The 22,411-nt window shown below is 47.0% G+C and carries 26 protein-coding genes and 4 pseudogenes; 6 read left to right on the forward strand and 24 right to left on the reverse strand.

The window, feature by feature from the left end:
• From QEN31_RS24865 to QEN31_RS24955, 19 genes and pseudogenes are all read right to left on the reverse strand, one after another.
• Nucleotides 1-165: a hypothetical protein gene (locus QEN31_RS24865; RefSeq protein ID WP_327258407.1), complete on the reverse strand. Its 165-nt coding sequence runs from the start codon at nucleotides 163-165 to the stop codon at nucleotides 1-3.
• A gap of 39 nt (nucleotides 166-204) precedes the next feature.
• Nucleotides 205-429 carry a hypothetical protein gene (locus QEN31_RS24870; RefSeq protein ID WP_000551490.1) on the reverse strand — a complete coding sequence of 75 codons (225 nt, stop codon included), beginning with the start codon at nucleotides 427-429 and terminating at the stop codon, nucleotides 205-207.
• Between the two features lie 54 nt (nucleotides 430-483).
• Entirely contained in the window at nucleotides 484-687 is a 204-nt protein-coding gene (locus QEN31_RS24875; RefSeq protein ID WP_000781547.1) for a hypothetical protein, read from the reverse strand.
• A 552-nt stretch (nucleotides 688-1,239) separates the two neighbouring features.
• Nucleotides 1,240-1,731, reverse strand: coding sequence for a DUF3085 domain-containing protein (locus QEN31_RS24880; protein WP_001371932.1), 492 nt, complete (start codon nucleotides 1,729-1,731; stop codon nucleotides 1,240-1,242).
• 4 nt (nucleotides 1,732-1,735) lie between these two features.
• Nucleotides 1,736-2,047 (reverse strand): DUF957 domain-containing protein, encoded by a 312-nt coding sequence (locus tag QEN31_RS24885; protein WP_001165367.1) that lies wholly within the window; start codon nucleotides 2,045-2,047, stop codon nucleotides 1,736-1,738.
• Between the two features lie 516 nt (nucleotides 2,048-2,563).
• Entirely contained in the window at nucleotides 2,564-2,884 is a 321-nt protein-coding gene (locus QEN31_RS24890) for a hypothetical protein (protein ID WP_000071366.1), read from the reverse strand.
• Between the two features lie 178 nt (nucleotides 2,885-3,062).
• Entirely contained in the window at nucleotides 3,063-3,290 is a 228-nt protein-coding gene (locus QEN31_RS24895) for a hypothetical protein (protein ID WP_000336109.1), read from the reverse strand.
• Between the two features lie 174 nt (nucleotides 3,291-3,464).
• On the reverse strand, nucleotides 3,465-4,358 hold the full coding sequence (locus QEN31_RS24900) for a hypothetical protein (protein ID WP_000252081.1): 894 nt from the start codon (nucleotides 4,356-4,358) through the stop codon (nucleotides 3,465-3,467).
• On the reverse strand, nucleotides 4,348-5,460 hold the full coding sequence (locus QEN31_RS24905) for a toxic anion resistance protein (protein ID WP_047359251.1): 1,113 nt from the start codon (nucleotides 5,458-5,460) through the stop codon (nucleotides 4,348-4,350). Before QEN31_RS24905 ends, QEN31_RS24900 begins: the two co-directional genes overlap by 11 nt.
• The gene (locus tag QEN31_RS24910; RefSeq protein WP_000368643.1) at nucleotides 5,457-6,266 is read right to left on the reverse strand and encodes a toxic anion resistance protein; all 810 of its coding nucleotides are present in this window, start codon (nucleotides 6,264-6,266) and stop codon (nucleotides 5,457-5,459) included. The genes QEN31_RS24905 and QEN31_RS24910 overlap by 4 nt, the downstream gene beginning before the upstream one ends.
• Nucleotides 6,267-6,628: 362 nt before the next feature.
• Nucleotides 6,629-6,760, reverse strand: a complete 132-nt coding sequence (locus QEN31_RS24915; RefSeq protein ID WP_001371936.1) for a hypothetical protein — start codon at nucleotides 6,758-6,760, stop codon at nucleotides 6,629-6,631.
• Between the two features lie 76 nt (nucleotides 6,761-6,836).
• Nucleotides 6,837-7,448, reverse strand: a complete 612-nt coding sequence (locus QEN31_RS24920; RefSeq protein ID WP_001371923.1) for a DUF6012 family protein — start codon at nucleotides 7,446-7,448, stop codon at nucleotides 6,837-6,839.
• Nucleotides 7,449-7,558: 110 nt separating this feature from the next.
• Nucleotides 7,559-8,092, reverse strand: coding sequence for an HNH endonuclease (locus QEN31_RS24925; protein ID WP_000241452.1), 534 nt, complete (start codon nucleotides 8,090-8,092; stop codon nucleotides 7,559-7,561).
• Nucleotides 8,093-8,146: 54 nt separating this feature from the next.
• A complete protein-coding gene (locus QEN31_RS24930; protein WP_000159617.1) occupies nucleotides 8,147-8,341 on the reverse strand; it encodes a hypothetical protein in 195 nt (64 codons plus the stop codon).
• Nucleotides 8,338-8,649 (reverse strand): hypothetical protein, encoded by a 312-nt coding sequence (locus QEN31_RS24935; RefSeq protein ID WP_000172888.1) that lies wholly within the window; start codon nucleotides 8,647-8,649, stop codon nucleotides 8,338-8,340. Before QEN31_RS24935 ends, QEN31_RS24930 begins: the two co-directional genes overlap by 4 nt.
• Before the next feature lie 62 nt (nucleotides 8,650-8,711).
• Nucleotides 8,712-8,951 carry a hypothetical protein gene (locus tag QEN31_RS24940; protein WP_001180999.1) on the reverse strand — a complete coding sequence of 80 codons (240 nt, stop codon included), beginning with the start codon at nucleotides 8,949-8,951 and terminating at the stop codon, nucleotides 8,712-8,714.
• 249 nt (nucleotides 8,952-9,200) lie between these two features.
• Nucleotides 9,201-10,613: a hypothetical protein gene (locus QEN31_RS24945; protein WP_022646499.1), complete on the reverse strand. Its 1,413-nt coding sequence runs from the start codon at nucleotides 10,611-10,613 to the stop codon at nucleotides 9,201-9,203.
• Nucleotides 10,614-10,766: 153 nt separating this feature from the next.
• A complete protein-coding gene (locus QEN31_RS24950) occupies nucleotides 10,767-11,096 on the reverse strand; it encodes a hypothetical protein (protein ID WP_000140246.1) in 330 nt (109 codons plus the stop codon).
• Nucleotides 11,097-11,212: 116 nt separating this feature from the next.
• Nucleotides 11,213-11,314, reverse strand: a pseudogene (locus QEN31_RS24955) (IS5/IS1182 family transposase); the annotation flags it as partial.
• 33 nt (nucleotides 11,315-11,347) lie between these two features.
• Here QEN31_RS24955 and QEN31_RS24960 point away from each other — a divergent pair.
• From QEN31_RS24960 to QEN31_RS24970, 3 genes and pseudogenes are all read left to right on the forward strand, one after another.
• Nucleotides 11,348-12,316, forward strand: a complete 969-nt coding sequence (locus QEN31_RS24960) for an IS5-like element IS903B family transposase (protein WP_072201439.1) — start codon at nucleotides 11,348-11,350, stop codon at nucleotides 12,314-12,316.
• A 57-nt stretch (nucleotides 12,317-12,373) separates the two neighbouring features.
• A pseudogene (gene lacY / locus QEN31_RS24965) lies at nucleotides 12,374-13,507 on the forward strand (lactose permease); the annotation flags it as partial.
• 65 nt (nucleotides 13,508-13,572) lie between these two features.
• Nucleotides 13,573-13,713 (forward strand): annotated as a pseudogene (locus QEN31_RS24970) (maltose acetyltransferase domain-containing protein); the annotation flags it as partial.
• 14 nt (nucleotides 13,714-13,727) lie between these two features.
• On the opposite strand, the pseudogene QEN31_RS24975 reads toward QEN31_RS24970, so the two are convergent.
• Nucleotides 13,728-14,229: pseudogene (locus tag QEN31_RS24975) on the reverse strand (IS1 family transposase).
• The gene (locus tag QEN31_RS25515; protein ID WP_000179213.1) at nucleotides 14,148-14,423 is read right to left on the reverse strand and encodes an IS1-like element transposase; all 276 of its coding nucleotides are present in this window, start codon (nucleotides 14,421-14,423) and stop codon (nucleotides 14,148-14,150) included. Before QEN31_RS25515 ends, QEN31_RS24975 begins: the two are co-directional and overlap by 82 nt.
• A 194-nt stretch (nucleotides 14,424-14,617) precedes the next feature.
• On the opposite strand from QEN31_RS25515, the gene tnpA reads away from it, so the two are divergent.
• Genes tnpA through QEN31_RS24990 form a run of 3 tightly spaced genes read left to right on the forward strand, consistent with a single transcriptional unit; the run spans nucleotide 14,618 to nucleotide 16,953 of the window.
• The gene (tnpA, locus tag QEN31_RS24980) at nucleotides 14,618-15,022 is read left to right on the forward strand and encodes an IS66-like element accessory protein TnpA (protein ID WP_000839182.1); all 405 of its coding nucleotides are present in this window, start codon (nucleotides 14,618-14,620) and stop codon (nucleotides 15,020-15,022) included.
• Nucleotides 15,019-15,366: an IS66 family insertion sequence element accessory protein TnpB gene (gene tnpB, locus QEN31_RS24985; protein ID WP_000612626.1), complete on the forward strand. Its 348-nt coding sequence runs from the start codon at nucleotides 15,019-15,021 to the stop codon at nucleotides 15,364-15,366. Before tnpA ends, tnpB begins: the two co-directional genes overlap by 4 nt.
• 48 nt (nucleotides 15,367-15,414) lie before the next feature.
• Nucleotides 15,415-16,953 carry an IS66-like element ISKpn24 family transposase gene (locus QEN31_RS24990; protein WP_012477410.1) on the forward strand — a complete coding sequence of 513 codons (1,539 nt, stop codon included), beginning with the start codon at nucleotides 15,415-15,417 and terminating at the stop codon, nucleotides 16,951-16,953.
• A gap of 110 nt (nucleotides 16,954-17,063) precedes the next feature.
• Here the strand turns inward: QEN31_RS24990 and QEN31_RS24995 are convergent, their stop codons facing one another.
• From QEN31_RS24995 to QEN31_RS25005, 3 genes are read right to left on the reverse strand one after another with little or no spacing between them, the layout of a single operon-like run.
• Complete coding sequence (locus QEN31_RS24995) at nucleotides 17,064-18,782, reverse strand: hypothetical protein (protein WP_223831797.1); 1,719 nt, start codon at nucleotides 18,780-18,782, stop codon at nucleotides 17,064-17,066.
• Nucleotides 18,770-20,563, reverse strand: a complete 1,794-nt coding sequence (locus tag QEN31_RS25000; RefSeq protein ID WP_223195145.1) for a hypothetical protein — start codon at nucleotides 20,561-20,563, stop codon at nucleotides 18,770-18,772. Before QEN31_RS25000 ends, QEN31_RS24995 begins: the two co-directional genes overlap by 13 nt.
• Nucleotides 20,523-21,770: a tyrosine-type recombinase/integrase gene (locus tag QEN31_RS25005; protein WP_007897923.1), complete on the reverse strand. Its 1,248-nt coding sequence runs from the start codon at nucleotides 21,768-21,770 to the stop codon at nucleotides 20,523-20,525. Before QEN31_RS25005 ends, QEN31_RS25000 begins: the two co-directional genes overlap by 41 nt.
• Nucleotides 21,771-22,411 lie beyond the last annotated feature (641 nt).

Here is a 22,411-nt window from a genome sequence, read left to right on the forward strand (position 1 = left end):
TCAGCAAAAGTTCGATTTATTCAACAAAGCCTCATCGATCTGCGAAGGCTTATTCAACACCACCGTAAAAAGCTCTCCTTCGTTATCAGCCTGCTCGCAGTTTCCGTATCGGCTCCCGTCGTACAGCTGCACAATACGTGACATAGAAGACTTTGTTTGTTTCATGGCTTTGCACCTGCTTTTAGGCAGTTTGGTTACTGGTTATCAGAAGCTGGTTTCATGCGCTTCCGGCTGGGACACGAACTGGTATTTGACGCCGCCAGGCACACCTACTGCTTCGGCAATAGAGTCGCAAAGCCGCGATAAATCATTTAGTGTCATCGGATATTCAATATCTACTGAATATAAAGCACCTGCATTTTCAGCATCTTCGATGTTTTTATACTGGGCACTAAATATAGCAATGGTCTGAATTTCGTGGTTATGCATGAACCGGTCCTTATTAAATTATAAAAGCCACCCGAGAGTGGCCTGAGTGGAAACTTAAATCTGTGAAGTATATTTGAGAGATTTTTTGCGATCCAGATGCCGGGCAACAATGGTTCCGATAACAAGTAGCGTGATGACCGCACTGAAGAAGGTGCTGTCAGGGACGCCCTGGAAAAAATCACTGAAACTGTAAACAATAAAAATCAATGCGCAAAAATAGAAAACGATACGAACATAAGGGGTAAAAAACATTTTCATCGGTTGCCTTCCATTCAGGGAGAATTCTCAGTAATTACATCACACCTGAAGAGAAACTATTTTCGTATAAATGAGCATTTTCGACATATCAGAGGGGGGTTTTACTCATAAATGAGGTAGTAAGGGTCACACTTGAGATGAAAGTTACTTTCCTGGCTGCGAACGAACTATCTCAAATGTTAGAGGTGTGCGTTCGCCTTAAGAGCTTCATGCCCTGAGGAGCTCAACTTGAGCCGATAGTATAAACCTGGCTCCAGATGCCTTACTGGCTGGCATAACTCCACGAGGCCCAGCCGGAACAGGACCAGAGAGCTCCTGCACGTCACATCATCAGGATTCCCCATAAACGTACGCCGTTCTCTGGCCCGTCTGAAATTGCCAGAGATATCATAGATCGTGCCGGATGCCATCCGTCTTAACACGTAAATCTGCGCCCTTGTAAGCTTCTGGGCGGAACTGCTTAAACCTGACATACCTTCCCGGCCTTATATAAAACAATCCGCCAGCAGCTCGACTGGCGGACAATGTTTGACTGGAAACAGCAAGGACATACTATTTGCTGACAAGTTTGATATTGGTTTCACTCATTCGAAGTCGAAACTCCTGAAAACCCTGCTCTACCGCTAACTCCAGCCACTCAACGGGAATGGTATAGCTACAATCAGACCCACCCAAAGCGGCATCACAAGCGTAATCCCAGTCCTCATCCAGTTTTGGATTCATCCCCTGGGCGTAAGCCACAGTATCGCGGGATGCGGGAGAGCCCTCAAGCTCAGCATTAGTGATCAGGTATACACCATGACTGTGCGCGAGAAGCACTTTTGGCACCAGATGTGTGCTGGCAATTTTTGAGGATGAGGGAAAGAAAACCCTACCAGCTTTACGCGCCTCTTCTTCAGTCTGTCCCTCAGCGTTAAGGAGGGCTCCCCCCGGATAGCATGCCGGGTCATAGATCTGATCTGGGGTGACCGAAAACGTTTTTGCGGTGCGAATTTCTTCGATCAGTTTATTGATATCTGCCATTTCAAATACGAGAGTGGTCACAGGCTTACTCTCCCTCTTCAGTGGACAACATCAGATACTTTGTTGCCAGCAGAAGCTCTCCCACATCCTTGAGGGACAATTCAGCTTTGCCTTCTACGGCAAGCTGCAAGCGCTGTCGAATTGCATGAACAGAATCTGAAGATAAAGATGCCATTTTGCGCAAAACGGCATTAGCCTTTTCTACAGCAGGATACAGAATTTCTGAGTTGGTATTATCTTCGTCATTATCAAAGATAATTTCAGAATCCATATTGATGTTATCTTCAAGCCAGCTTGAAAGCACTTCAAGTAATGACATCACCTTTTCAATTTGCATATCGCCTCCTCTGTTAACATGAAACAAATATAACAAAGTGGCTTACCCGGCTAATAACCTGAGCAGAAAGTTTTCGAACTTAGTTTGAAAACAAGTTTTCTGCTCAGGTTAATGTTAAAGTCGCTGGGTAAAAGATAAAAGGCACTGAAGATGATTTAAGCATCAAACAGACTAAATAGGATTCCGTCTTTTATAACGCTTTTAAAATAGAATGAATGAAATATAAATTTTGCGTTTAAGAATGAACGCTGTAGAGGATGATTTATCCTGTGATATGCAGTTTGTGGCCTTTAAAAAGGCTTTATTATGGACTTGAATTGCAAAGAGAGCACCGACATTTTTCTGGGGGCTCCCGCAGAGAAAAAGCTGTGAGGTTATGAAGACGTATAGGAGGTATTCGGCGAAATACTGTATGGCCACAGGAGAGCTTCAGCACCCATATCCTGCCGCCTCGCTCGCCTGTGGTGATTTCAATATGTTCTACGTCATACCACGTAGTTGTATTTCTCACTTTGTTTATGCTTCCTGACACCGCGTGAACGCAATCTTCGTCTGGATGCGTTCATAGATGGAAAACTGCCTTTCAATGGAATCGGCATTAGACAGTAATTCATGAAGCTCAGCAGAATCTGTATCAGGAACGATAGCGACAGAAACTCCATATTTACGCCCAGTTCTGATCAGGTGCGCAAGTTTTTCCTTCTCTGATTCTGTGAGCATTGCCAGATCCCTTCCGGATACCTGCTCGATAAATGGACCAAGGTTTTTCGGAAAAAAGGGTTCGGCATCAGAATTATGTACCGGGAGCGTTTGCGGCTTATCGAAGCTATTGGACATGAAAAGAACCTTTATAGTTAGAGAGGTGGAGACTGAATGCGTAGCCCATTAAAATTAGTAGTGCCACACTCGAATGCTAATCATACTTTATGATGGCTATGGTAGGAATGGCCGTCAACTTAAACCGCCAGAAGCGAGCCATTCACCGTTAAAGTAACTTTCCCGTATGATGTTCTTTTTATGGAATGAGTTGTTCACACTCCTCTTTAAGAGCCGCCCTGGAACGAGATCGACAGACTTTGCTTAATGAAGAGCGTAATTGATGTTCATCAACCCCATCAGCGACAAACTGACCAATTTTCTTTTCAAGACGCTGCATTGCCTCATAAAGCTTGGCATCAGTATTATTTTTAAGAAACCTCAGTATATAATCAGCAATAATTTGAACAGGAGTAAAGTTACACATCATGTATCCTTAATAAGTTGTGTAAAAATAAAACCATAAAAAACATAATCAGAAGTAGATTATTATACTTGAGTAAGCTTTTCAGCTAACAAGCTGGAGAAGCAGATTCCGGTAAATTACTACATATTTGATAAAAGTTACTGAATAAAAAAGCCCAGCGTACCGGGCTTTCATTCAATTTGATTCTAAGAATCTGACTCGCCGCCTGATTTTTATACCAAGAAGAGCGAACAAAACGCCAACGAATGCGACGGGACTACCTACTTTAAGACAATTAACCGACGCTTTTGAAAAGGTATGTGATTTAGACATACGTTTTTGCTCATAACGAATCGCAAGTGGTGAGACGGATTTATCTAAAGCTGTCTTTTCCAATGCATAACGAACTTTCACGGGAATATTTGACTGTAATACACCAGACATATACGCCCTAACAACATTCTGTGTTAACTTCACATCTGGCTTGCCGAGTTTTATATGTAGTTGCGCCTTTAAATAGTTTACAGATACCTCTTCGCCTGAGGGCCAATTACTATCATTTAAATATGCGACAAGTTTATCGTATTTTTCATGTTTTACATATTTCTTGATAACCTTTACAGTCGAAGCTGAAGTGGCATCAGTCTCTTCCGAACCTAAAGCAGATGTAAAAACTGACAAGCCGATAAGAAAAGCGCCAGCAATTAGAAGCATCGGGAATATCTCACCTATTTCCTCCCCCTTTAAAATTTTAAAGGCAGTTGAAGAAACTACTAATAGCCCCATAATCCCTAATAGCAACTTAGAATATGTAGTTAGGAAGCCTCCAAATGCATCGCCAAAATCCGAAACCACTAACTTATCTTCACCTTCAGATGAATTGAAGAATGACAAGGGCACATCAATATCAAAGTCCAGAACTGAAGGTGAGAGGTGTAATGACAGCAACCACAAGCAAAGACCAAAAATCATTATCAGCAGGCCCGCACCAAATATCGCGAAACCTGAATTTCTAATCTTTATAGACCGGTGAAAAAGAAATGACAGTTCACGGGAAAAATCGTCACTACTCTTAAGGTTACGCACCATGATCTACCCCTTTTTGTGTCAGTCGGGTGCGCAAATTCTCACGCATGGCAAGAACCTGTTTTTCTGTTTCCCTGAGCTTAATAGCCCCTTCTCTCTGGATTTTAACAACATCGCCAACCGTCTGGATAAGCGTATCCTGCACCTCTTTAAGGGTGCTTATATCAATAACCAGCCGTTGGTTTGCTTTCATAGTTTCTACTGCATTGCGATGCAGTAATTTTGCATTACTACGGAGTAACTCATTGTTGGCATTATCGATATCATTGGCAAGATTTACAGCGTTACGCTGTCCATTTAGAGAAATGGCTAACAGAAACTGACGCTTGAAATTAGGGACAGTAACCTCTTTGACGCTATGAAACTTGTCGATAAGACTTTGGTTATTTGCCTGTATAATCCGTACCATTGGCAATACTTGCATAGCAGACTGCTGAGAAACAACTAAATCGCCAATACGTTTTTCTAAATTAGCAATTAGCGTATCCAGATCAGATACTTCCTGGAACTTAGCAGGATTGTTACCAACATTAGCTCTGAGATTTTCTGCTTTTAATTGTAATTCTCCCAGCCTTAATTTACCGGCAGCAATATGTACACCTGTTAAGTGGTGTTCTTTAACGACTTCATCAAACATTTGCTGGAGCGAAATATTATTAGAACCGAGGCTATTCTGTGTAACTGAAACCTCTGAAACCAGAGCATCGATTTGTTCACGAGTTGATTCAAACTGTGCGGCGAAATTCTTCCCACGGGTGCGGATTTTATCCAACAAAGGGCCAATAACTGGCAGATTTGAACGACTTTCAGTTAAGTTCGAGATGTTTACATTTCTTGCAAGGTTGATAATTTCAGTTAATTTGCTCCCGGCTTCGTCTAAATCTTTATTGCGAATTTGCTCAAGCAGGCTACCCGCATAATTAGCAGTGTTTTCCCCCATTGCCCGGCCAAAACGATAAACTGTTCCTGGATCATCGGCATTAATGCATTCCGCGACGGCTTTAATCTCTTGTTCATCTTGCTCATTCAGCCCGAACTTTTCCAGTTCAGCGGAAGTCAAAGTAAAAGCAACAACCTCAGTTCTGGTGGTCAAATTATTAATCATTTTTGGAATCCCTCTAAATTTTGTCGCAGGCTTTTTAGAAGAGCCTCGTGGGCCTGATTAGCTTTTCTAACAATCGTAGGGTCAGTGTTATTTACTGATAACAGCGAAAGTGTGTGTTGCCGCCATACTGGAACCAGGACTTTTATAGTTTCGTTAAAGCGGTCAGCAATATCTATACAAGTCCCGCGAGTGATTTCCATCTGCATGGCGGCCATTTCATGAGACGCAAGCAGTGTTGCCAGGTTAGCTAAACGTCTGGCAAATCTTTCCCTCGGTTTATCGAAGACAAGGCTTAGATCGTCACTATTTTTTTCTTCGGTAGAATCCCTAAGGAACTCATGGCCTGCCTGGATAAAAATTTTAAGGCGTTTGATTTCTGACACATATGTTTCAAGCAGCTCTTCTAAAGCCAGTAGCGTCTCATTCACATGTGTCAGATATCCGTTCCCCTCATTAATAAGATTTTCCACCTTCTCACGTGCGTGTTGGTAACGAACGCGCTTTTCAAGGTGTTTGCCCGTAAAGCGGGAAAACCAGGATGGATTGCTACTGATAGAACGTGGATCTGCCTCCGCTAAGGCACTTACGATACGGTTCAAGGCTCCTGATAAAGCGGTAACTGCGTCTTTCTCCAGAAGATTTGAATACTTATCCATAGCCTTCGAAGATAAAGCCGAGTCGCCGTAATGGCTTATTGCCCCAGCATTAAGCAGAAGACCGGGTATAAATTCTTCTTTGAGTTCTGCTATCGATATGTTGCTGCTGTCAGTTGAAACGTTCATTTTTGCCTCAAAATGGTTATCCATGACAGCCTATCATTTACCGTTCTGCTGATTTTTCGGTTAAAGCGCCAAAACCTGGGTTTATCCGTTTTCGAGGCAAAAAAATAGAATCTGATCCTCACGTAACCCTTTGCCATTCTGATTAAAGGAGAAGTCCCCTACTGTCTGTGCACTGAATTCAGCACTGGATGAAGTTAGGACATGAAGTGCACATAGATCCCCTGCTTGACCTACCAATCACCGCCTTCAATGTTTAGATCTGGTGACCTTACAGCGACCATTTCTCTAACCGGATGGTCATTGTTGTCGTGGCTGCTCCCCAACAGCAGGCTTACCGTTCCGCTGGCAGAGTAATACATCGCGTCAGGAAAGTGCTCCCTGACCTCCTAAAGCAATTTGTTCATGCTGTTAGTTAAACGATAAAAGCGTCGGGCTGCGTTCGGCATAGCTTCTTCCAGGAGGTCAGAAGCATCAATCTCACGGCCGTTTATAACGCGGAGAATATCTTGCTCATCCATAGGTTACTCCCAGGCAATAAATCAAAGTGGCCAGGCAAAAGGAGACTCGCCTGGCATCAAAAAGAATAAAAGGTCGTTACGAACTGATAATGATGGCCTGGTCAGTTTGAGGAAGTCGGTTTCCTCTGATGAATGCTGGATGGCTTAAACGAGCAGATGACATGGTCATCGCCAGAAATGTCTCTTCACGCGAACGCAGCAATTCCCCCCATGAATAGGTTTCCCATACGTCGTGGGAAAGATCGGATTCCTTTATGTACCTTGACTGCATTGTTGGTTCAAAATCGACGGGAGCTAGACTGTCATAGGATGGATGTACACGGTACCCCAATTCTTCCTCCCTCTGATGGTATGCATGTGCCAAAAGGACATCATGGGAGACCAAGTCATAGTCTTTGTCCTGAACGAGCGTTTTTACGGTATGACTAATTTTTCCAAAGCCTTCAATTTCCCAGATTGTTATCATTGTGAACTCAGTTAAAGTCCGTGGGCTTTTTACCAGAAAGCCATTTAATGCACGTCGCCCCTTCAACATGACAACGTGGTAGGACTTGTTGGGATAAGGTTTCATTGCCACCAGCGAATCAGCTTTAAGCTCAAGTGACAATTCAGGTACAGAAACTGACACGAGAGTACACTTGTTTTTCATATGGTGAAGAATACGGGGCACAAGATGCAGATACATCATTTTCTCCTTTGAAGGATATACCAGGCAGCTCCTCAGCAGCATCAAAATATTTAAATCACTCTTTAATTAGTAAACCACTGCTGATTAACTTCTTTTATGTTTCACAGAAATTATTCGTTTTGTTTCTGTTCGTTATACTGCTCAAACCAGAAGACGACCGGTTTTTCTACAATATGAAGCAACCCAAAACGTTCTGCGGTACGGAAATTCACGCTATATGCGCGAGCCCGTTCAACCTGTTTGGTAATTTCTTTTCTCATTCCTTCAACACTAAAAGCTCCTTTAAAAAGGTTGCAGGGGGCGCATGATGGAAATAAGTTTTCTATAGCATGCAGTTCAGGGTGCATAACCTTACCCGTACTTCGGGCAACATGAGTTACGCCGCTGCCGACAGGGGCTCTCACCAGTTCAAAGTCGCGTCGAACAGGCTCAACATGATCGGCATGCCACCCTTTTTCAGGAAGCTTGCAACCACAATAGGCACAACGCCCCCCAAATTTCATTCGCAGCTCAGCTCGCTGTATTTTAGAGATCTTATTTTTAGGTTTTGAGAACCTACCATCAGGTGATTCAGCTTTGGATAACTTTGCTGAGGGCTCAGGTAATTCAACTAAATTCCCGTTGATATTTATCACCTTGACCATATCATTTTCCGCCTTTACTAAGCTCACGGGCACAGGAACTGGCTTAAGTAACCGCTAAAGATAACAGCCACTGACTGCATCTACCCAGACCTTCTGTTTATACTCAATAGGCCACCCCTCTTTATCTGCCCGGATGACGCAATCATTTACCGTGGTGCGTGACCGGATACGAACATCAAGCGGAAGCGAATCGTTATCCACACGAGCCTGTGCCTCATTTAAAATGCGTAAAAACATCTCTTTGGTCATTCAGATACCCCCTCAACTTTGCGAATTTTGATCAGATGAGGGCGACTCAGTTTACAAAGTTGTTCTGTCGCTTCATCAATCGAATTGAACCGATGAGCCTCTTCGATATTTAAAGTCCAGTATTTCGCTTTCCCTTCTCCCAGATCGGACTCAAAATAATTTCGCTTTACATCCATTTTTTTAGGCCTGCCATTTATCTTGACGACATTATGTCTGTCATCAAAAAGAAATTCGTCCCCCTCAAAAGTGATTAATACAAATGGCCCCTCAGGCTTGGAAGTCCGGGAACTTTCCATTTTCAAAGTCATACTTCAGCCTCTCGATAGAACTCATGAAACGTCAAATTAAAATGGACTCACACCACACTGATTCAGTATTCCTCCTGAACCCCATTAGGCTCTGTTGTGATTTCATATTTAATTCCGCCAGGTGCTCCCACAGCGTCCGCGACCGACTCACACAGCAGCGAGAGATCGTTGAGGGTCATTGGGTGTTCAATGTCCAGCGTGAAGAGTTTCCCGGCTTGCTTGGCGGCTGTCTTGTCAGCATGTTCGGCATTAAAAAGGTATACGGTGTGTTTTTCCTGAGCGGGTGTATTTTGATTTTGCATTGATGATCCTTTTGTTTAGTTCCCCGATTCCGGGGGTGAGTGAATTAATTTAAATTTATATTCGTCTGGTTTAATTAGAACGTTTCCACGCTATGCGTAAACAGGTAATGCAAGGGCTGTATCAACAGGATTAAAGTTACTTTTCTGGATGCAGCAACGCTTGGACATGATGTCCACATTACATCACGATCAAAGCTAAGTTTTTTTTGTATAACCCCTCCATTTTCGTGTGTTTCGCGTTTCAGACGCTTATACGACCTGCTTGACCATCCTCATCAGAAGGCGGTTTAACAGTCCTTTCGCTGTCGGGCGATTGCTATCGACATAGTAAAAACCTGTTTTGGTCGTACCGTGAGCACTGCTCAGCACCCTCAGTTCCCAGATAACGTCACGGATAACGCCGCCATTTTCTGGCTTAAGGCATTCAGATAAATGGCGCATGAAACGAGCTCTTACGGCACGGTAATAGCGGAACTCCTCTGGCTGGTTAGTATTTTCTTTCACCCGGAGTCGCTGGTTACACAGAGTTAGAACTGCATCCATCATTCCCGCCTTCAGCTTCGCCTGGATCGCACCTTGTTGCTGTTCCCTCTCACCTTCGAGTAACGTTAAAATTCTTTCTCCGAGTGCCGTCTTGTTGTGTACGTGCAACTGAACACAGGCAGCTACGCATGCCCAGAATCTGAACTTTTTTATCTGTCCACGCAATTTCCGGGCTACAACCTGACGGTATGCAGAATCACTGAGTATTTTAAAACGCCGACTGGCAACCAGCTCTGGAAGCGACACTCTGTCGCCTATCCCCAGGCGGGAAAAGGTTTGTCCCCGCTGTGCGAGACGATGATAGACAGCGCCCTTGCCTTTTGAAATTCGGACCGCGCCATAACGAAGAAGATACTGAGCAGCAGTCGTTGGAGTAAACTCACCGTCAGCGATGCGCTGGCGTAACCCGTCGTATTCATGCCAGATAATCCAGGACGCCGTATCTTCTTCAACAGTCAGCTCATCCTCTTCCTCGAATGCCACGACGACAGAACTGCTCTCTCCGGTCTTTAGGCTACGTGAAGCCCTGGGGTCAGCCTGCCCGTCAAAATAGGTCATCAGCGGCAACGTATCAGTCAGTCCATCATAAGCTGTACCGAACCGGCCTCCGGGCAGTTTCATCCAGAGTGGAGCTGGCATTGGTGTACGGGGCACAGGCTGCATGTCAGGCTCATCCTCAAGAAGGTCCAGATCGGCCTCTTCCCAGACCCTGCGATAGATCTCAATTGCCCGAAACGGGCGAGGGTTGAAACAGTGCAACGACCAGAGGAAATCAACGTGGATCACGTTTGCTTCCTGTACAAGCCGAAATTGTGGCTCAGCCATACGACGGTTATAAGCCGTATCGTCAACCTCGCCGGAAAGTAGCTTTCTGCGATGCTCTGCCGCACGTCTTGCTTCAACATAATCAAGGCTGCAACAGGCATGAAAAAGACGTTCAGTCAGGGACGAAGAAAAGATATTGGGTTGAAGACGCACATATCCGCCTTCGAACACTTTACGACCGATATAATCCCGCAGGCTCCAGTCGTACTGGATCTTAGAAAGAAATCGCTGAAGACGACTCAGGCCAGCCTGATAACCGTATTTCTCCGGGTCAGTTCGAAGGAGCGTTTCCATTGAATGGTCAACCCCTACTGCTGTGCAAAATGAGCACCCTATAATTCTGATCATTTAGAAATTTTTTTGCGTTTAAAATCAATGAATTGAAAGATTTCATTTTTCTAAGTCTGATAAAACAGATGAAAACCCAACTGACTATACTCATAAAACTCAATCTTTGCGCTGCTGTACGATACCAGTAATTACAGGTGCCGAGTTTAACATCATGAAAAGTAGCCCAATAATGAATGACGCAACGCCAGCTGCGGTGCCTAACTTCTGACTGAACACCATTGAAACAAAGTACATATTTGGGATAAAAACGGACATAGCAATCACGAAAAGTAACTTATTCAGATAATTATTTATTCGGGTCTTAACCTCAACTCTATCATAAAAAGCCATCGAAACGTAAGCAGTTATCAGTGAATAAAAAGACCATGTCATATAGTTAACCGATTCATTAAATGCCTCTCGCAAAAGCAAAGCACTTTCTGTCATTCCCTACCTCATTAAATCAATAGAAAATAAATCTGAATAATTTATTTTTAAAAGAAAAGAGGCTTTGTTGAATAAATCAGATTTCGGGTAAGTCTCCCCCGTAGCGGGTTGTGTTTTCAGGCAATACGCACGCTTTCAGGCATACCTGCTTTCGTCATTTTGTTCAGCGCTCGTACCAGGGCCATAGCCTCCGCAACCTGACCATCGTAGTCACGCAGCGGCTTTGTTGAATAAATCGAACTTTTGCTGAGTTGAAGGATCAGATCACGCATCTTCCCGACAACGCAGACCGTTCCGTGGCAAAGCAAAAGTTCAAAATCACCAACTGGCCCACCTACAATAAAGCCCTCATCAACCGTGGCTCCATAACTTTCTGGCTGGATGATGAAGCTATTCAGGCCTGGTATGAGTCAGCAACACCTTCTTCACGAGGCAGACCTCAGCGCTATTCTGACCTTGCCATCACGACTGTGCTGGTCATTAAACGCGTATTCAGGCTGACCCTGCGCGCTGCGCAGGGCTTTATTGATTCCATTTTTTCTCTGATGAACGTTCCGCTACGCTGCCCGGATTACAGCTGTGTCAGCAGGCGGGCAAAGTCGGTTAATGTCAGTTTCAAAACGCCCACCCGGGGTGAAATCGCACACCTGGTAATTGATTCCACCGGGCTGAAGGTCTTCGGTGAAGGCGAGTGGAAAGTCAAAAAGCATGGCCAGGAACGCCGTCGTATATGGCGAAAGTTGCATCTGGCAGTTGACAGCAACACACATGAAATCATCTGTGCAGACCTGTCGCTGAACAACGTTACGGACTCAGAGGCCTTCCCCGGGTTAATCCGGCAAACCCACCGGAAAATCAGGTCAGCCGCCGCCGATGGCGCTTACGATACCCGGCTATGTCACGATGAACTGCGGCGTAAGAAAATCAGCGCGCTTATCCCTCCCCGAAAAGGTGCGGGTTACTGGCCCGGTGAATATGCAGACCGTAACCGTGCAGTGGCTAATCAGCGAATGACCGGGAGTAATGCGCGGTGGAAATGGACAACAGATTACAATCGTCGCTCGATAGCGGAAACGGCGATGTACCGGGTAAAACAGCTGTTCGGGGGTTCACTGACGCTGCGTGACTACGATGGTCAGGTTGCGGAGGCTATGGCCCTGGTACGAGCGCTGAACAAAATGACGAAAGCAGGTATGCCTGAAAGCGTGCGTATTGCCTGAAAACACAACCCGCTACGGGGGAGACTTACCCGAAATCTGATTTATTCAACAAAGCCCAGCAAAAGTGATACGGGTATTATTTTTGCCGCTATTTCTCTGTTCTCGCTATTATTCCAACCGCTGTTTGGTCTGCTTTCTGACAAACTCGGGCTGCGCAAATACCTGCTGTGGATTATTACCGGCATGTTAGTGATGTTTGCGCCGTTCTTTATTTTTATCTTCGGGCCACTGTTACAATACAACATTTTAGTAGGATCGATTGTTGGTGGTATTTATCTAGGCTTTTGTTTTAACGCCGGTGCGCCAGCAGTAGAGGCATTTATCGAGAAAGTCAGCCGTCGCAGTAATTTCGAATATGGTCGCGCGCGGATGTTTGGCTGTGTTGGCTGGGCGCTGTGTGCCTCGATTGTCGGCATCATGTTCACCATCAATAATCAGTTTGTTTTCTGGCTGGGTTCTGGCTGTGCATTCATCCTCGCCGTTTTACTCTTTTTCGCCAAAACGGATGCGCCCTCTTCTGCCACGGTTGCCAATGCGGTAGGTGCCAACCATTCGGCATTTAGCCTTAAGCTGGCGCTGGAACTGTTCAGACAGCCAAAACTGTGGTTTTTGTCACTGTATGTTATTGGCGTTTCCTGCACCTACGATGTTTTTGACCAACAGTTTGCTAATTTCTTTACTTCGTTCTTTGCTACCGGTGAACAGGGTACGCGGGTATTTGGCTACGTAACGACAATGGGCGAATTACTTAACGCCTCGATTATGTTTTTTGCGCCACTGATCATTAATCGCATCGGTGGGAAAAACGCCCTGCTGCTGGCTGGCACTATTATGTCAGTACGTATTATTGGCTCATCGTTCGCTACCTCAGCACTGGAAGTGGTTATTCTGAAAACGCTGCATATGTTTGAAGTACCGTTCCTGCTGGTGGGCTGCTTTAAATATATTACCAGCCAGTTTGAAGTGCGTTTTTCAGCGACGATTTATCTGGTCTGTTTCTGCTTCTTTAAGCAACTGGCGATGATTTTTATGTCTATTCTGGCGGGCAATATGTATGAAAGCATCGGTTTCCAGGGCGCTTACCTGGTGCTGGGTCTGGTGGCGCTGGGCTTCACCTTAATTTCCGTGTTCACGCTTAGCGGCCCCGGCCCACTTTCTCTGCTGCGTCGCCAGGTGAATGAAGTCGCTTAAGAAATTAATGTCGGATACGGCGCGAGCGCCTTATCCGACCAACTTATCAGGACGGAATGTTAAAAATGAACATGTCGATGACAGAAAAAATAAAAGCAGGCAAGCTATTTACCGATATGTGCGAAGGCTTACCTGAAAAAAGACTTCGTGGGAAAACATTAATGTATGAGTTCAATCACTCGCATCCATCAGAAGTTGAAAAAAGGGTAATGACTCCAACTTATTGATAGTGTTTTATGTTCAGATAATGCCCGATGACTTTGTCATGCAGCTCCACCGATTTTGTGAGCGACAGCGACTTCCGTCCCAGCCGTGCCAGGTGCTGCCTCAGATTCAGGTTATGCCGCTCAATTCGCTGCGTATATCGCTTGCTGATTACGTGCAGCTTTCCCTTCAGGCGGGATTCATACAGCGGCCAGCCATCCGTCATCCATATCACCACGTCAAAGGGTGACAGCAGGCTCATAAGACGCCCCAGCGTCGCCATAGTGCGTTCACCGAATACGTGCGCAAACCGTCTTCCGGAGCCTGTCATACGCGTAAAACAGCCAGCGCTGGCGCGATTTAGCCCCGACATAGCCCCACTGTTCGTCCATTTCCGCGCAGACGATGACGTCACTGCCCGGCTGTATGCGCGAGGTTACCGACTGCGGCCTGAGTTTTTTAAGTGACGTAAAATCGTGTTGAGGCCAACGCCCATAATGCGGGCGGTTGCCCGGCATCCAACGCCATTCATGGCCATATCAATGATTTTCTGGTGCGTACCGGGTTGAGAAGCGGTGTAAGTGAACTGCAGTTGCCATGTTTTACGGCAGTGAGAGCAGAGATAGCGCTGATGTCCGGCGGTGCTTTTGCCGTTACGCACCACCCCGTCAGTAGCTGAACAGGAGGGACAGCTGATAGAAACAGAAGCCACTGGAGCACCTCAAAAACACCATCATACACTAAATCAGTAAGTTGGCAGCATCACCGAATGCCTGAATGAGCACTGGTTCAGCGATATCGTTCACGCAAGGAAAATCATTAATGGTAAGCGTCGTCTCAGCACCGTCTGGCAGATCCTGATATTCCTGAGAGGATAGTGGACACCAAATATGGTGGACGCTATCCATGAAATCATTAACCGCAGTGCGTAAAAAAAGCCCTAATTATCCCGTTGAGTTCAAAATCAAAATGGTTGAACTCTCGCATCGACCAGAGATCTCCGTAGCGCAACTCGCTCGTGAGCATGGGATCAACGATAATTTGCTGTTCAAGTGGCGCCAGTACTGGCGCGAAGGAAAACTACGTCCTCCTTCAACAACAGAAAACAACGTGCCTGAGCTGCTCCCGATAACACTTGATACCGAAGATGTTGTCCCTGCAACCTCCCCCCGGTCACAACCTGTAGCTGCTGCGGCACCTGAATCACTCAATATCAGCTGTGAAGTGACGTTCCGGCACGGATCACTCCGTCTGAATGGTGCCATCAGCGAAAATATCCTGAACCTGCTGATACGGGAGCTCAAACGTTGATCCCATTACCATCAGGGACAAAGATCTGGCTGGTCGCTGGCATCACCGATATGAGAAACGGCTTCAACGGCCTGGCGGCAAAGGTGCAGACGACGCTGAAAGACGATCCGATGTCAGGTCACGTTTTTATCTTCCGTGGGCGTAATGGCAGTCAGGTAAAGCTCCTCTGGTCTACCGGCGATGGACTGTGTCTGCTGACCAAACGGCTGGAGCGCGGCCGCTTCGCCTGGCCGTCAGCCCGGGATGGCAAAGTGTTCCTCACACCGGCACAGCTGGCGATGCTCCTTGAAGGTATCGACTGGCGGCAGCCTAAAAGACTGCTTACGTCACTGACTATGTTGTAGGCCTCTTTATCCTGGTCGACGCTGAATGAGCCTGGTAATATACCCGGTATGAACAGCTTACTTCCTGACGATATCGATGAACTGAAACGTCTCCTTGCCGAACAGGAGGCGCTGAACCGTGCCCTTCTGGAAAAGCTGAACGAGCGTGAACGCGAAATAGATCACCTGCAGGCGCAACTGGATAAGCTGCGCCGGATGAACTTCGGCAGCCGCTCCGAAAAAGTCTCCCGCCGTATCGCGCAGATGGAAGCCGACCTTAAGCAGTTGCAGAAAGAAAGCGATACCCTTACCGGCCGGGTGGATGACCCGGCCGTGCAGCGCCCGCTGCGGCAGACCCGTACCCGCAAACCGTTCCCTGAATCACTTCCCCGTGACGAAAAACGGCTGCTGCCGGCAGCGTCATGCTGCCCGGAATGTGGTGGTGCGCTGAGTTACCTGGGTGAAGATGCCGCCGAACAGCTGGAGCTGATGCGCAGCGCCTTCCGGGTTATCCGGACCGTGCGGGAAAAACATGCCTGTACTCAGTGCGATGCCATCGTGCAGGCCCCCGCGCCTTCACGTCCCATCGAGCGGGGTATCGCCGGACCGGGGCTGCTGGCCCGCGTGCTGAGTTCAAAGTATGCAGAACACACCCCGCTGTACCGGCAGTCAGAAATATACAGCCGCCAGAGTGTGGAGCTGAGCCGCTCACTGCTGTCGGGCTGGGTGGATGCATGCTGCCGGCTGCTGTCACCGCTGGAAGAGGCGCTTCAGGGCTATGTCCTGACCGACGGTAAACTCCATGCCGATGACACCCCGGTCCAGGTGCTGCTGCCAGGTAATAAGAAAACGAAGACCGGGCGGTTATGGACCTACGTTCGTGACGACCGTAACGCCGGGTCAGAGCTGGCGCCGGCAGTGTGGTTCGCTTACAGCCCGGACAGAAAAGGTATCCACCCGCAGAGCCATCTCGCTGGCTTCAGCGGTGTTCTGCAGGCGGATGCGTACGCCGGGTTCAACGAACTGTACCGCAATGGACAGATAACGGAAGCTGCCTGCTGGGCTCACGCCCGCCGCAAGATCCACGATGTGCACGTTCGCACCCCGTCAGCGCTGACGGAGGAAGCCCTGAAACGGATCGGTGAGTTATATGCCATCGAGGCGGAAATAAGGGGGATGCCGGCGAAGCGACGCCTTGCAGAACGTCAGCAAAAAGCTAAACCGCGGCTGAAATCCCTGGAAAGCTGGCTGCGTGAAAAGGTGAAAACGCTGTCGCGACACTCAGAACTGGCGAAAGCGTTCACGTACGTACTGAACCAGTGGCCGGCGCTGGCTTACTATACTGACGACGGCTGGGCCGAGGCAGATAACAACATAGCTGAGAATGCGCTACGGATGGTCAGCCTGGGCCGCAAAAACTACCTGTTCTTCGGTTCGGATCATGGAGGAGAGCGGGGAGCGCTGCTGTACAGCCTGATCGGGACGTGCAAACTGAATGGCGTGGATCCAGAAAGCTACCTCCGTCACGTCCTTAACGTCATAGCGGACTGGCCAGTCAACCGGGTCAGCGAACTGCTCCCCTGGCGCGTAGCACTGCCAATTGAATAACGCATCCCCGTCAATACGGTTCTCGCTGGACGCTTACTCTGATGTAAGTGCCCACCTCTCTGGGACATCAGTAACTTCCCGCCTTCGCCATAAAGCAGGCCTTCATGCTGTTAAGAAACAGCCCTGGAAGCTGAGAGTTCGGTATCAACCCTTTCAATCTCGGCAGCGAATGCCTGAGGGATCGCCCGGCTAAAATGCGAAGCGTTGAGTGCACCGGACATATACCACTCCGTCATGCCTCTGATTAAGTGCTTAAACTGCCGGATAAGATCATTAGTAGAAATCAGATCAAGACGCCTGAGGTGTACAGCAAGTGAACGGCGAAACTGATGGGTTCGCAATGGCCAGAAAGCCCCCTCCCGAATCTCCATCGCAACGCGTTCATCATCACGTATGTTTGGATTTAAAAGCCTGAACTCATCAATATGGTCACGTCGGATGAACAGATGGTGTCTTTTCACAAATTTCTTTGCCCACTCAGTCTGGCGCTGCGTCCCCATAAAAGAGAGTTTTTGCTCCGAGAACCACGACCTGATATTTAAAGACAATGGAACATTGTCCAGCGTCTTCCCGTCCAGGCCTGTCATGATTTGATTAATTCTGCGTAAATGCTGAAAAGGCTTTTCCACATAGCGACAAACAACCCAGTCTTCGTGACTTCCACCTTCCGGGGCGAACTTATGCAACACCGAACGAAGTCCCAGGATATCACCATCATAAATCAGTGAACCGTGCATCACGCCAAGCACTTCGCTGTGTCTCATCCCCGACATGGCCTGTATCACATTCATGACTTTTAACGTCAGCTCAAAATGCCAGGTGTTCAGCTTTATGTGATCAACGCCAATAAAATCAGATCTCCAGCGCTTATTTTTATGTACCGAGAACCAGCCCTGCATCCCGGGGCCAAGTGTCGCGAAAAGCGCCCGAATTTCCCCGGCAACAATATTGTAGTAATACGCGGCCCGGTAATCCGGTATGCTTTTTGCTGTCCCTCTTTTACGGGCTTCCAGCATCGACGTATAGTAAGGCGAATCATAAAAACCGTTTATGATAGCGCACAGCCGGGAAAACCCGTCAAAATCGAAATCACTGATTTCAGCATCCAGTTCAGTAATCAGCCCTTCCCAGACAGACATCATAAGACTGAAAGGCATACAATATGTCTGGTTTGAATCATCCACACTGTTGTAACTGTCGAAGCTAATATCAGGAAAGTAACCGTATTTTCGAAGACGGGTATGACCTGTCAGCGAGATATCCGCCAGGTCCATAAAGTAATTACGTAATGTTCTTTCAGAACGCTTCCTGCCGTGCTCATCCTCCTCCTTCATCTTTACAATGAAAGCATTCCGGACAAGCGGAAAACGAAGCTGAAACAGACTGCGATACCCCATAGACTCAATAATACGGGCTCCCGCCACAATGTTTGCACATTTCCGGATCAGTGACTGCGTCTTCGCGGTCCTGCCGACAATCCAGAGCAGGCTGGCTGAGATGATTTTGGCTTCAAGACGCAGTTCAGGATCCCGTATGCCTGAAAAATTAACGGTTCTTAACGTTTCACCAATATGGGTTCTGACATAGCGATTGGTCCAGACATCATCCCTGAAATAAATATTCAGCGTCTCCTCATTGATAAAACGCATATCATGTTCATCTGAGCTGGCGATAACCAGGCAGTTATTCAGACGTTCAAAGCTTTTGTTTTCTAGTGCCTCACAGATGATATCCTCAGTCGGAAACTCATCCCCTGAACGAAGCGGCGTTCCGGCAGGAAACTCCGCCATTCGACTACGGCTTACCTCTTTTTTCTTCAAATCTGCCATACCGGAGCCACACCTTCTCGCTGAAGTTTAACGCGCGCTTTTTTCAGGGTCGCCTCATCTACCAGCCCAAGCCGTAAATCAATCTTCAGGAGTAACGTTTCATAACGCTCCACAGCATTGACCGAACCGATGTACAACGGTTTTCCATACTCGATAGCATGCCTGAATGACAGCAGGAGCCATACAGACTCCAGCGTTTCCACAACGCAACTTTTTGAACATTCGACACAATGAGAAAAATCCGCACAAGCCTTTGGTGTCCGGCCAAATCGTTTTTGCTTTTTTATAAAGCGCAATTCAATATCTGTAGGCGGCTCCTGCGATCGACATCCCAGGCCATTCAATAAAAGATCCACACCCTCATCGCTTCCACGCAGATCGATCCCCAGCTCATCAGCAACTTTTACCCGCTCGGATAACGCACGTGTCGCAATCCCCTGATTCATAAGCGTATCAAGTGCAGCACTGAAGTTTTCCTTCGCCCCCTGTGGGTTACCTGCAGCATAATTCCGCCTGTAAGTGCCCCAGTTATGCTGTGCTTTTTCCGCCGTAATCAGACCATTCTTTAATGTTCTGTCCGTATACTGCTCAGACGTTTTGCGCAAGCCAGAAACGGTAATTGATGGAAGCGAGGGATTAAGCTGCCGCATCGTGGCCCACGCCCCCTCAGAGTTAGAAAATTTAGTCAGATGACTGGGATTAAGAGAATAAAGCTTACGGAATTTCACCTGCGGCTCACTCAGAAACAGCGCCTGTACCGGAGGGAAGTTATCTGCGGAAACCAGATAGTTAACGATGTCGTCCCTGAGCCTGATAAAAGACAGAAACCAGTAATAGCCCGCACGTTTGGTCACATACTCCGATTTACCTATCGTCAGACGTATATACTTATTCGCTCTCCCCTTATAAACATAATCAGTGCTGATACCCTTTTCATCCAGATGTATATCATCCCGCGTCAGACCCAGAACCTGAGAGGTGTTTCCCCATGTGTGGTAACAGAACAGAAAAAAAGAAGTAAGAAAGTAATTTTCCAGAACGTCCCTGATGATGATCTCTGCCCTGCTGACCCCGTTCTCTCCCGGATACCGGAAATACGCTTCATAAACAGGTGCCAGCAAAGACGGTGAGAAATGCCGCACCCCTTTTTCCGATTTAGCGATATGCTCCCGGATACATCCCGCAAGGAACTCATTCATGGATGACAACTGCCTCAGGATCTCGGAAAGTTCATTCCTGGTATAGCTATCCCTTCCCTGCTGCTGATACGTTCCTTTCGGTAAGAATTCATATTCATACCGCCTCTGAATCTGCCCGCCCGTAAGCAAAAACCGGTTGACCACGGACAAGTAGTGTCTTGCCATCCTGACTGAAATTTTTCGCCGACGAATATCGTTCATGAGATGTTTAATATACATTTCAACGCCTTCAGCCGTGCCATAGTCATACTGATTGACTGACTGCCATATAAAAAACATATTGAGATAACGGAAAATGGTTAACCTTCCGGCGGGACGGTAAGACAGAAGAAATCGTTTCAGAGAGGCAATAAAATCGCGTTTTTCAGGGCGGGCAAGATGCGAATGTTCACTAAACCATCCGGGGAGCAACACATAATCTGAAAAATGAGCCTGAAGATAAACGTCAAGTAAATAATATCGGTTCAGATCCCGCTGAGTGATGTGTCCGCTGACCGTCTCCCATGACAGCACATTTTCGGCCATCCACGTTATCTGCGTTTCACTCCGGCTCATATATGGCTCCATCGCGACCTGCAGCACCGTCAATCAATGCGTCCATGACCCCGGCGACTGCATCAGAAATCTGGTTTTGCTGAAGAAAGACGATGTATTTCATCGTCGTATTTTCGCTTTTATGGCCCATCCAGTATTTTACTGTACCCAGCGCATTTGCGGCCTGATCGGGATAGCAACTCAGTGCCGAGCGTAAAAAATGGGTCGCAAACGTTGCCCGCAAATCATGGGGTTTATGTCTGAACACATTTCCCGGAGCAGACCGGGCCAGGCGATGGCGAAAACTGTACCAGCGGGAGTAAAAGGCTTTTTCAGACATCCGTTTCCCGTTTGCCATTAAAAATAAAGGCTCGTGCCGCCCTTCCCCACCCTGTCGTGCACGCCATTTTTGGATCTTCTTTTCATACTCCTCATCCGCCAGATAATCCAGAACCTGCTCGTACAATCGTCTGGTGATGAAGAGTTCTCGCGTCATCCCAAACTTCGTATGAACTCCGCATCTCGGACCAATATGAAGCCCCCTGATGGTCAACTCAGATACAGGGACACTGGCAAGGTACTCTTCAGTAAAGAGTGACGACGGCAGGGTCAGCATTTCATCCAGCCGTAGCCCACAATTTTTCATCAGCACAATCATTAAACTGAACAACCCGGACTCAGATTTCAGTGCCTCATCCAGGATATGAACCTCTGCATCATTCAGTGGGTTGATTGTCCTTTTTGTTGTGCTGGTTATCCTGATGGCAAGATCCGAACTTATCACCTTGCGTCGCCCGTCAACGACTTTTTCGACCAACGTAAAAAATGAGCTGGCAGCCAGCTCACCACACTTGCCCAGAAATACGTAAAACCGTCGGATAACGCTGATGTACACCGCCGCGGTGGATGAGGCGATGCGCCCCTGCCTTACGGCCCCCAGAAGATACTCCCTGAAGCCATATGTAGGGCTTTGGTATTTCAACGTTCCCGGGGTGAAAGGGTCAAGTCCGTTATCCTCCAGCCACCTTATCCAGCGTAAAAATGCCCGGGCTAAAGGCTTTAAATCCCTGGCCTGCAGGATAGCTTTATCCATAAGATAAAAGTGTACATATCGGCTCAGTTTTCGATTCTGGATGCCGCTAATATAAGGTATTTCAGCATACAGAAATCCGGGTTCAAATTTCAGTTTCGGCTCTGTTGCATCCAGTTTGCTGACACGCCCATAACGCGCATGAATGTTAGTGATTATCCTCACAGTCTGTCGCCCTGAAACGCCACCTCATGCCTACACTATAAATCCGGAAGAAGAAAAAACAAACAACCAGGTTGCCGGGAGTGAATATGCAAATCAGGAGGAAAGTAAAAGATGTAACGACACCATCACGATGCAATACATTGACCTCAACACGTTACCCGGACCATACGTGATAAACATCACAAATCCTTTGAGTGAAGAACTTAAGATGTGATTTTCATTTCCCGGCACAAACCGTGCCCTTAAAAAACAGGCAACGGATACATCTTAATGCCAGAAGTAAACCTTAATTGATTGAATACAGCCTGAGTCCATTGCAAAAATAACACACAGGGTAAATTCGCATATACAGAACCCAACGAAAAGCAAAAGAAACCTGTAACACATTTCGTTTACCTGTCACTTTCAATTGTAAAAGCCAGCAGAAAAAGCGCATATAACTATATTTATCCCTGCGGGGACTTTTGTTTGTGCTATATATTTTTTACAGAGAACCGCAACGCGTCCAAACACAAGAATATATTTACCTCTGGAAAATGGTCTGACTCCCTTTCACGTGGTTGTAGTGACCTGTTCTGTGATTCATGTAATGTCTTTTCTGGATGAGGAAAATATGTCATCACTGATATTTTATACAGACG

Origin of the sequence: Salmonella sp. SA15303 (assembly GCF_029962125.1) — a bacterium.
Lineage (GTDB): Bacteria > Pseudomonadota > Gammaproteobacteria > Enterobacterales > Enterobacteriaceae > Salmonella > Salmonella enterica.

Bases quoted from the DNA above. Each gene is read 5' to 3' on its own strand.
- QEN31_RS24865 (WP_327258407.1), bottom strand. From the start codon at position 165: ATGAAACAAACAAAGTCTTCTATGTCACGTATTGTGCAGCTGTACGAC.
- QEN31_RS24870 (WP_000551490.1), bottom strand. From the start codon at position 429: ATGCATAACCACGAAATTCAGACCATTGCTATATTTAGTGCCCAGTAT.
- QEN31_RS24875 (WP_000781547.1), bottom strand. From the start codon at position 687: ATGAAAATGTTTTTTACCCCTTATGTTCGTATCGTTTTCTATTTTTGC.
- QEN31_RS24885 (WP_001165367.1), bottom strand. From the start codon at position 2,047: ATGCAAATTGAAAAGGTGATGTCATTACTTGAAGTGCTTTCAAGCTGG.
- QEN31_RS24890 (WP_000071366.1), bottom strand. From the start codon at position 2,884: ATGTCCAATAGCTTCGATAAGCCGCAAACGCTCCCGGTACATAATTCT.
- QEN31_RS24895 (WP_000336109.1), bottom strand. From the start codon at position 3,290: ATGTGTAACTTTACTCCTGTTCAAATTATTGCTGATTATATACTGAGG.
- QEN31_RS24900 (WP_000252081.1), bottom strand. From the start codon at position 4,358: ATGGTGCGTAACCTTAAGAGTAGTGACGATTTTTCCCGTGAACTGTCA.
- QEN31_RS24905 (WP_047359251.1), bottom strand. From the start codon at position 5,460: ATGATTAATAATTTGACCACCAGAACTGAGGTTGTTGCTTTTACTTTG.
- QEN31_RS24910 (WP_000368643.1), bottom strand. From the start codon at position 6,266: ATGGATAACCATTTTGAGGCAAAAATGAACGTTTCAACTGACAGCAGC.
- QEN31_RS24915 (WP_001371936.1), bottom strand. From the start codon at position 6,760: ATGGATGAGCAAGATATTCTCCGCGTTATAAACGGCCGTGAGATTGAT.
- QEN31_RS24920 (WP_001371923.1), bottom strand. From the start codon at position 7,448: ATGATGTATCTGCATCTTGTGCCCCGTATTCTTCACCATATGAAAAAC.
- QEN31_RS24925 (WP_000241452.1), bottom strand. From the start codon at position 8,092: ATGGTCAAGGTGATAAATATCAACGGGAATTTAGTTGAATTACCTGAG.
- QEN31_RS24930 (WP_000159617.1), bottom strand. From the start codon at position 8,341: ATGACCAAAGAGATGTTTTTACGCATTTTAAATGAGGCACAGGCTCGT.
- QEN31_RS24935 (WP_000172888.1), bottom strand. From the start codon at position 8,649: ATGACTTTGAAAATGGAAAGTTCCCGGACTTCCAAGCCTGAGGGGCCA.
- QEN31_RS24940 (WP_001180999.1), bottom strand. From the start codon at position 8,951: ATGCAAAATCAAAATACACCCGCTCAGGAAAAACACACCGTATACCTT.
- QEN31_RS24945 (WP_022646499.1), bottom strand. From the start codon at position 10,613: ATGGAAACGCTCCTTCGAACTGACCCGGAGAAATACGGTTATCAGGCT.
- QEN31_RS24950 (WP_000140246.1), bottom strand. From the start codon at position 11,096: ATGACAGAAAGTGCTTTGCTTTTGCGAGAGGCATTTAATGAATCGGTT.
- tnpA (WP_000839182.1), top strand. From the start codon at position 14,618: ATGAAATCATTAACCGCAGTGCGTAAAAAAAGCCCTAATTATCCCGTT.
- QEN31_RS24990 (WP_012477410.1), top strand. From the start codon at position 15,415: ATGAACAGCTTACTTCCTGACGATATCGATGAACTGAAACGTCTCCTT.
- QEN31_RS24995 (WP_223831797.1), bottom strand. From the start codon at position 18,782: ATGGCAGATTTGAAGAAAAAAGAGGTAAGCCGTAGTCGAATGGCGGAG.